Source organism: Janthinobacterium sp. Ant5-2-1, from assembly GCF_001445815.1.
Classification (GTDB): Bacteria; Pseudomonadota; Gammaproteobacteria; order Burkholderiales; family Burkholderiaceae_D; genus Janthinobacterium; species Janthinobacterium lividum_E.
In genome coordinates, this window is the sequence record NZ_LNCE01000086.1 from 1 (window position 1) to 8,177 (window position 8,177).

Here is an 8,177-nt window from a genome sequence, read left to right on the forward strand (position 1 = left end):
CCCCCCCCCCCCCCCCCCCCGCCGTGCTGTACCACGGCACGGCCAGCCGCTTTGTCGACGCGATCCGCGCCGGCGGTTTGCTGGCGGGCGCGCGCAAGCACGTGCACCTGTCCAGCAATCAGGAAACGGCCGTGGCCGTCGGCGCGCGCCATGGCAGGCCCGTCGTGCTGACGGTGGATGCTGCCGCCATGCAGGCGCAGGGCCACGTGTTTTACGTATCGGACAATGGCGTGTGGCTGACGGACGCCGTGCCGGCGGCCTTCATCGGTTTTTCCTGACTAATTAATGACTTAGCGCCCTGGCCTTGGCTTGCCCCTGGCGCTTGCGGCGCCAGATCAGCACGCCTGTCACGCTCAGGCCCGCCACCAGCACGCCCATGGCGCAGATGAACAGTTTGAAGGGCCAGCCCCACATCGAGGCCATGTGCAGGGCGCTGAACCAGCTGCGGATGGTGTCGCCGCTGGCCGCGCCCGTGGGCAGCCAGGTGGCCAGTTGCCGGCCGCTGGCCGCGTCGAAAAAGACGGTGGTGAGGCCCTTGTGGGCGCGCACGTCGCGGCTGCTGCGCACGTTGTAGCTGTACACGCCCAGTGCGCGTTCATAGGCCAGCGCATTTTCCTCGATGATGGTGAAAGAGTGCTGGTGCGCCAGCGCGTCCATCAACTGGCGGCCCTGCGCGCGCGCGGCGGGCCAGTCCAGCTGCGGCCCAGGTGACGGCGTGTGCCGCGCCACCACTTCCTCGGCCAGCTGGTGCGCAAACAGCGGATGCATGACGGCCGCATAAGCGCCGTACAGGTTGAAGGCGACGCCGCTCCAGGCAAACACCAGCAGCATGGCCCACAGCCACAGGCCGCCCGCGCGGTGCAGGTCGAACACGAGTTTATAGTTGCCGCTGTGGCGGCGCAGCAGCCATGACGGGCGCCAGCGCAGCAGCCATGGTTTGCTGCCCGGCGAGCGTTTTTTCAGGCGCGCGGGGAAGGTCAGGGCGGCGCCGATGAAGCAGTCGACCGTCCATACGATGGCGATCAGGCCGAACATCAGCAAGCCCGTATCGCCCAGCGCCAATGCGTAATGCAGGCGCTCGATGAAGGGCAACAGGTTGATGGCGCCCTCGCTGATCTGGCCCCAGCGACGCTGGCCCAGCACGGCCCCCGTGTAGGGATCGACGAATACTTCGTCGCTGGCCAGCGGTGATTCGTCGCCCGGGCGCAGGTAGAACACCATGCTGTGGCCGGGTGGCGCCGACAGCGGCGCGTAGCTGAGCTGCGCCTGGGGAAAGCGCGCAGCGACGGACTCTCGCAGCAGCAGGGCGTCGAGCGGCGCAGCGCCCGGCGTGGGCGGCGCCACGCGGAAGACGGCGGGCAGCATGGCCGCCTCCAGTTCATCCTTCCACGCCAGTGCGCTGCCCGTGACGCCGGTCACGATGAGGAAGCCGGCCATCAGCAGGCCGGCATAGCGGTGCATGGCCGCCAATACAGGGCGCATCAGAACCTGTACATGGCGCTGACGTTGGCCGTGCGTTCCGCATTGCGGTAGCACAGGTTGGGCAGGTAGCCGCAGTCATACAGGGTCTGCTTGTTCAGCACATTGTTGACGTTGAGGGCGAATTGCCACGGCCCGCGCGACACGCCCAGCGCCGCATCCCACTGGGTGATGCCGCCATTGCGGATGTTCAGGTTTTCGCCGTCGGAATTCGAGCGCATGGCGCCGAGAAAACGCATGCCCAGCGCCGCATACGCGGGCAGGCTGCCGGCCAGCGTGAACGATTGGCGCGCCCAGGCCGAGGCACTGTGGCGCGGCGCGCCCGCCTGCTGCAAGCCCAGGTCGCCGTTATTGCTCTTTGTGACCTCCGTATCGAGGTAGGTGTATTGCGCGATCAGGCTCAGACGGCTGGCGAACTCCGCGCGCGCCTCCAGTTCCACGCCGCGCGACTTGACCTGGCCCGTCTGCAGTAGGAAACCCGGATTGCCGATGTCCGACGTGGAGACATTGTCGCGCACCAGGTCGAACACGGCTGCCGTATAGCTGGCGCGCTGGCCCACGGGTTCGTAGCGGACTCCGGCTTCGAACTGCTTGCCGCGCGACGGTTTCAAGGCGCCGCCGCCCATCGTCGTGCCCAGTTCGGGCGAGAACGAGGTGGCATAGCTGACATACGGCGCCCAGCCGTTATCGAACAGGTAGACGGCGCCCAGGCGGCCCGTGGTGGCCGATGGCGACTGGTGGTAGTCCGGTTTGACGGCGCCGCTATGGAGGTCCGTGACGTCGCGCGACTGCGTCGCCTTGTCGCGGCGCAGGCCCGCCGTGACGACCCAGCGGTCCCACTTCAATTGATCCTGCGCGTACAGGCCCAGCTGGCGCGAAGGGGCATCGGCGCGCGTGGGCGCCTTGGACGGGACCAGGGGCTGCTTGCCGTACACGGGCTGGTACAGGTCGAGCGGCTCGATGAAGCCCCGCTGGTGGCGGTAGTCGTCCGTGTTGCGGATGTTCGCGTAATCGACGCCAAGCAGCACCTGGTGCGTCAGGCCGCCCGTGGCAAACCGCGCCTGCAGCTGGGTATCGGCGAACAGGCTTTTCGAGTCCGTGTCGACGGGCCAGAAATATCGATCAACGGTACCGTCGTCGTTCAGGCCGCCGGGGAACATGTCCGTGCGGTCGTTCTTCAGGCGCGTATAGCGCAGGTTCTGGCGCAGCGACCAGGTATCGTTGAATGTGTGCTCGAACTCGTAGCCCAGCATGGTATTGCGGCGCTTGAAGCGGTTATCGTCGCCCATCAGGTTGACACTTGGGTCGACCTGGCCGCGCGGGCCAGGCACCAGCAGCTGATTCGGGAACGCGTACTGCTGGTTGTCCTGCTCGTAACGGGCCAGCAGGGTCAGACGCGTGGCGGGGCCTGCCTGCCAGGTGAGCGAAGGGGCGAAGTACAGGCGGTTGTCGCGGTCGCGGTCCAGGCGCGTATGGGCTTCGCGGCCCAGCATGACGACCCGGTAGGCCCAGGCGCCCGGCGCGTCGATGGTGCCGCCCACGTCGGCTTTCAGCTGGCGGCGCTGGTAGCTGCCGTACTCAATTCCCACTTCGCGCACGGCGTCCGCGCTGGGACGCTTGCTGACGGCGTTGACCATGCCGCCCGGCGGAATCTGCCCGTACAGCACGGACGCTGGGCCGCGCAGCACTTCCAGGCGTTCCAGGCCGTACGGCTCGATCGAGGCGCCAAAGGTGCGGCCCGAATTGCGCAAGCCATCTTGCAGGATGCCGTTCGTTTCGATGGTGAAGCCGCGCAGCAGCGAGGAATCGTCGCTGCCCAGCGGGCGCTGGTTCGGCGTCACGCCGGCCGTGTAGCGCAGGGTTTCGTCGAGCGATTCGGCATTGCGGTCGCCGATTTCATCGGCCGTGACGACGGACACGGATTGCGGGTTTTCATTCAACGCCGTATCCGTTTTGGTGGCCGAGCCGGCGCGCCGCGCCACGTAGCCGCGCACGGGACCCGTCGCCGTTTCGCGTTCGCTGCTGGCATTGATGGTGATGGCGGGCAGGGTGGCGCTGGCTTGCGCCGGCGTGGCTGCCGGTGCCGGTGCAGTTTCCGCCCGCAGCGCATACGCGCCGTCGGCGCCCGCCACCACGCGCACGCCCTGGCCGCGCAGCAGTTCCTCGAGACCCTGGCGCACCGTGTAGCTGCCCGCCAGGCCGCCGCTGCGCTTGCCCTGCAACAGGGCCGCATCGGCCGACAGTTCCACGCCGGCCGCGCTGGCGAACGTGGTCAAGGCCCGCTCCAGCGGTCCGGCGGGTACCGCGTACTGGCGCTTCGCTTGCGTATTCTCTAACGTCTGGGCGTGGGCGGCAGGGGCCGTGACGGCGACGGCGCCCACGGCGGCGCCAGCGAGGAACAGGGCCTGGATGGCGGCGGCGAGGGGGAACGGACGCAGCTTGTGCGCGGGTGCGGTCAGGCGAGGGGGCATGGTGCAAATCCTTGGAAAGTGGCGGGAAAAAAATCGGTTCTTCCCGTATTCCGAACGAAAAGCCAAAACCCTCAACGTTTTTTCACTTATTTTTTCAGGCGGCCCGGCGCGGGCCCACGCTGACCCAGTAGCGCGTGCGATAAACCAGCTGCACAGGCAGGCTGGCGGCCAGGTTGGCCAGCGAGCGGTCCGTGTCGCGCAGCGAATACACGCCCGTCACGCGCAGGCCGGCAATGGATTCGTCGCAGCGCAATACGCCGTGACGATAGCGCTCCAGCTCGGCCAGCAGCTCGTCCAGGCGCATGCGCTCGGCCACCAGGCTGCCATCGGCCCAGGCGGCGGCACTGTTTTCGACGTTCGTCACGTCTTGCACGTCCAGGCGCGTGTAACCGGCCTGCTGGCCCGCCTGCAGGTGCAGGGCGGGGGCGCTGTCCCGCATCGGCTGCAGCGGCTGCAGGGCCACGGCGCCCTGGAACACGGCGACACGGCTCTCGCCGTCATCGAGGCGCACACTGAAACGCGTGCCCAGCGCCGTGGCCGTGCCTTGCGGCGTTGTCACCAGCAGCGGACGGTAGACGGGCGTCGTTTCATGCGCGCTGGTGACGAGGATGGCGCCCGCGCGCAGCACGATGCGCCGTTCATTGGCGCCGTAGCGCACGTCGATGGCGCTGGCTGTATCGAGCACCACGTGCGTGCCATCGGCCAGCACGATGGCGCGCGTCTCGCCGACAGCCGTGCGGTAGTCGCTGGCGGCGCGTTGCCACAGGCCCGTTTCGTGCGCCAGCAGGGCCGTGCCGCCACCCGCCGCGATCAGGCCCAGCAGCTGCAAGGCGCGCCGGCGTCCGGTCACACGGCGCTGAACCGGCGCCAGGGCGCCGCGCGCCACCTCGCGTGGCAGTGCGTCGAATTGGCGGGCAAAACGCTGCAGCCGGGTCCAGGCCCGTTCGTGCTCGGGGTGGGCGGCGCGCCAGGCGGCGCAGGCGTCGGCATCGGCCGCGCTGGCGTCTTCCGCCCACAGCCGCGCCATCCACTCGGCGGCGCGCTGCAGCACGGCGGGGGCGATGGGGGCGCTATCGAGCTGGGAACTCATGCGAATTGCGCCGCGCAGCAGGCCAGCAAGGCGCGGGCGATGTATTTTTCCACCGACGAGACGGACACCTCCAGGCGCGCGGCGATGTCGGCGTAGGCCATGCCTTCCAGTTTGCACAGCAAGAAGGCGTCGCGCACTTTAGCGGGCAGACTGGCCAGGATGGCGTCGATTTCCATCAGTGCCTCGACGATCAGCGCGCGCATTTCCGGTGTCGGTGCGGCCGCTTCCGGCTGCGCGGCGACGGCGTCCGCGTAGGCTGCTTCGATATGCCGGCGGCGGAACAGGTCCACCACGAGGCCGTTGGCGATCCGCGCCAGGTGCTGGCGCGATTCGTCGCGCCCGGGCGCGCGGCCCCGCGCGAGGATGCGCAAATACGTGTCGTGCGCCAGGTCGGCCGCATCGAAAGCGTTGCCCAGCTTGCGGCGCAGCCAGCCCTGCAACCAGCCGTGGTGGTCGCTGTAGAGCACTTCGATTTGCCGGTGCAGTTCCAGTTCGGGGCGTAGCATGCAACCTTTCCATGCCATGGTCCGCGGACAAACAGGCCTTGATGCGATTGAGAATTGTTCGTATTGTAGCCCGGTTGCGCGTGCTTGTGGCTGACTAGTGGTTCGCTAGTGGCGGGCCAGCAACGTCATTAAGCTGAAATCAGCTTGATATCGGCAATCCGCTCCACCAGCCAGACGGCTGCCACCAGGGCGATGGCCAGCGAACCCACGGTCAGCACCTGCCGGTACAACCACGTCTTGCGCAGCAGCCAGGCGAGAGGCAGGAAGGCGGCGACGATGGCCAGCTGGCCGATTTCAACGCCCACGTTGAAGCCCAGCAGGCTGGCCAGCAATGAACCCTGCGGCAAGCCCAGGTCGCGCAGCACGCTGGCAAAGCCGAAACCGTGGATCAACCCAAACGCGAAAGCGGCCACGGGGCGCTTGCCCCGGAACAGCGGCAGCAGGTTGTTCAGCGCGGCCAGGATCACGGAGGCGGCGATCGCCGATTCCACCCAGCGCGATGGCAGCGAGACGAGCGACAGGCTGGCCAGGGTCAGGGTGATGGAATGGGCCAAAGTAAACGCCGTGACGACTTTCAGCACGTCATAGAACGCTGCCTTCAAGCCTTGCTGCTGCTCGCGCAAGCCAGGCAGCAGCACGGCCGGCAGCAGCAAGGACAGCAAGAACAGAATATGGTCGTAGCCGATCCAGATATGCCAGATGCCGTGCTTTACATAGGCGCCGAACTGCGCCAGGCGGTCGGGCGCTGCCAGGGAAATCGTCTGGCGCGGGCTGTCCGGGTCGAAGATGGCCGTTTGCGTGGCGCCGCCGCTATCAATCTTGAGCAAACCCTTGTGCTGCGGATCGAGGTCGGCGAACAAGGTGTAGCCGATGGCAAGGCTGGCCGGGGCAGCGCCGGGGCAGTTGGCCCGGAAGCGCAGCACGCTGTAGGCGCCGTCCGTATGGTTGTCAATCAGCTGCTCGACGGCTTTCAAAGGGCAGACGCCCTGGTCGCTGGCCACTTGCAGGCGCTGCAAGGCGTAGGCGGCGATGGCGTCGTGGCGCGCGCGGATTTCATCCCAGGTCAGGGCGCCGTCGCCGTTGCCATCGAGGCCGATGGCGAAATCGAGGTCGCGCAGGGCGATATCCCATTGTCCGTCGATCTGCTGGCCATGCACGGCCAGGCTCAGGTAACTGTCGCTGGGCTTGTGGGCTTGCGCGGGCGCGAGCCAGGCGCACAGCAGCAGGATGAACAGGTATCGCTTCACAGTACACCTGCCTTCTTCGCGGCACTGATTTTTGCGCCATCCTGCGGCCCCAGCTGCCTGACGAGGCGCTGCAAGGCCACGTCTTCCACGCCATTCGTCGAGATCCAGGCCAGCACGGGCTGTGCCGCCGTATAGTTGCGCGCGGCCAGCGATGCTTCCAGCAAGATGCGCATGTCGGGAACTTCCTTCTGGATGGCCCAGTTTTTCTGCGCCAGTTGCAGGGCGGCGGGGATATCTTGCTGCAAAAACAGGGCGAAGCGGGCCTGTTCGCGCTGGTGCACGGTGTCGCCCCGCTGCATGGCGGCGTTGAAGCGGGCCGCCAGTTCCGCTTTCGCCGCCAGGAACGCCGGCTGCTGGCCGGGCTGCGCCTGCAGGGCCAGCGCGTAACGCAGCAGCAGGGCGTCGATGCGCTGCTGCTCTTTCAGCAGCTTGACGACTTCCTGCGGGCGCTGCCGGTCGAGCAGGAAATCCGCGTAGGCGCCCAGCAGATAGCTGTCGCGCGGCTGCTGCGCCAGCGCCTTGGTGTAGCGCGCCTCCGCCAACGCCCACTCTCCGCGCCGCGTGGCCATTTCCGCCAGCAGGGTTGCTGCCCAACTTTCCAGTTCGGGCGCCGCGCCGGCGCTACGCTGCAAGGTCAGGTCCAGCAAACGCTCGCTGGCGGCGGCGCGGCCCGTGACGCTGGCGATGTTGGCAAGGCAGGTGACGGTGACCAGCTGCGTGCTCAAGGCCGACAGCCGGGCGCAGCTGGCAGTCGCTTGCGCGTAGTCGCCTTGCACGGTGAGCACGGTGGCGCGCGTCAGCCAGGCCTGGCCGTTGCCTGGCTCCTGGACGATGACGGCGTCGAGGTCTTGCAGGGCGGCGCTGAAATGGTGGGTGCTTTGCAAGATGGTGGCGCGCAGCAGGCGCACGCGCACGGGCGGCGCAGCCTGCCGCCACCAGGGCGCCAGCGCCGCCTGCGCATAACCGAGGTAGCGCGGATCCGTGTCGCTGCGGGCCAGGGAGATGTAGCGCTGCGCCAGGCCGCTGGCCAGGGCCAGGTCTTGCGGCGCGGCGTCGAATTGCTGGCGCAGGCCGCGCAGGGCCAGTTGCGTGGCGTCGGCGCGGCGCGGCAGCTGTTCGATGACGGCCCCGCCATCTTTCGGCGTGTAGGGCGCGGCCCATGCCAGCAAGGGCAGGCAGGCGCACAGCAGGGAAATCGGTGTTTTCATCGTGGCCGCCGTTGACGGGAATTGACAAGGGCGCCGGGGAGTTGACTCCCCGGCGCCCGCGGTGGTTTACAACGGTACCGGCTCCGTATTGTCCGGAGACGTTGCCATGATGGCGTCGATGCCCACGCCATCCTTGTCATCGCTGGTGGTCAGGATGACGTTGCTGACGGCCACAT

At 67.7% G+C, this 8,177-nt stretch carries 7 protein-coding genes; 1 reads left to right on the forward strand and 6 read right to left on the reverse strand.

The window, feature by feature from the left end; translation table 11 throughout:
* A partial coding sequence (locus ASN89_RS23940) for an RNA 2'-phosphotransferase (RefSeq protein ID WP_200969117.1) occupies window positions 1-278 on the forward strand: 278 nt, incomplete at its 5' end.
* Window positions 279-282: 4 nt separating this feature from the next.
* Here ASN89_RS23940 and ASN89_RS23945 read toward each other — a convergent pair.
* The 6 genes from ASN89_RS23945 to ASN89_RS23970 all read right to left on the reverse strand — a co-directional run bounded on the left by ASN89_RS23945 (window position 283) and on the right by ASN89_RS23970 (window position 8,001).
* Entirely contained in the window at window positions 283-1,482 is a 1,200-nt protein-coding gene (locus ASN89_RS23945; RefSeq protein WP_058051016.1) for a PepSY-associated TM helix domain-containing protein, read from the reverse strand.
* A complete protein-coding gene (locus ASN89_RS23950) occupies window positions 1,482-3,950 on the reverse strand; it encodes a TonB-dependent siderophore receptor (RefSeq protein WP_058051017.1) in 2,469 nt (822 codons plus the stop codon). The genes ASN89_RS23945 and ASN89_RS23950 overlap by 1 nt, the downstream gene beginning before the upstream one ends.
* Before the next feature lie 94 nt (window positions 3,951-4,044).
* Window positions 4,045-5,040, reverse strand: coding sequence for a FecR domain-containing protein (locus ASN89_RS23955; RefSeq protein WP_058051018.1), 996 nt, complete (start codon window positions 5,038-5,040; stop codon window positions 4,045-4,047).
* Entirely contained in the window at window positions 5,037-5,546 is a 510-nt protein-coding gene (locus ASN89_RS23960) for a sigma-70 family RNA polymerase sigma factor (RefSeq protein ID WP_058051019.1), read from the reverse strand. The genes ASN89_RS23955 and ASN89_RS23960 overlap by 4 nt, the downstream gene beginning before the upstream one ends.
* Window positions 5,547-5,674: 128 nt before the next feature.
* A complete protein-coding gene (locus ASN89_RS23965; protein ID WP_058051020.1) occupies window positions 5,675-6,793 on the reverse strand; it encodes a HupE/UreJ family protein in 1,119 nt (372 codons plus the stop codon).
* On the reverse strand, window positions 6,790-8,001 hold the full coding sequence (locus tag ASN89_RS23970) for a hypothetical protein (RefSeq protein ID WP_058051021.1): 1,212 nt from the start codon (window positions 7,999-8,001) through the stop codon (window positions 6,790-6,792). Before ASN89_RS23970 ends, ASN89_RS23965 begins: the two co-directional genes overlap by 4 nt.
* Window positions 8,002-8,177: the final 176 nt, after the last annotated feature.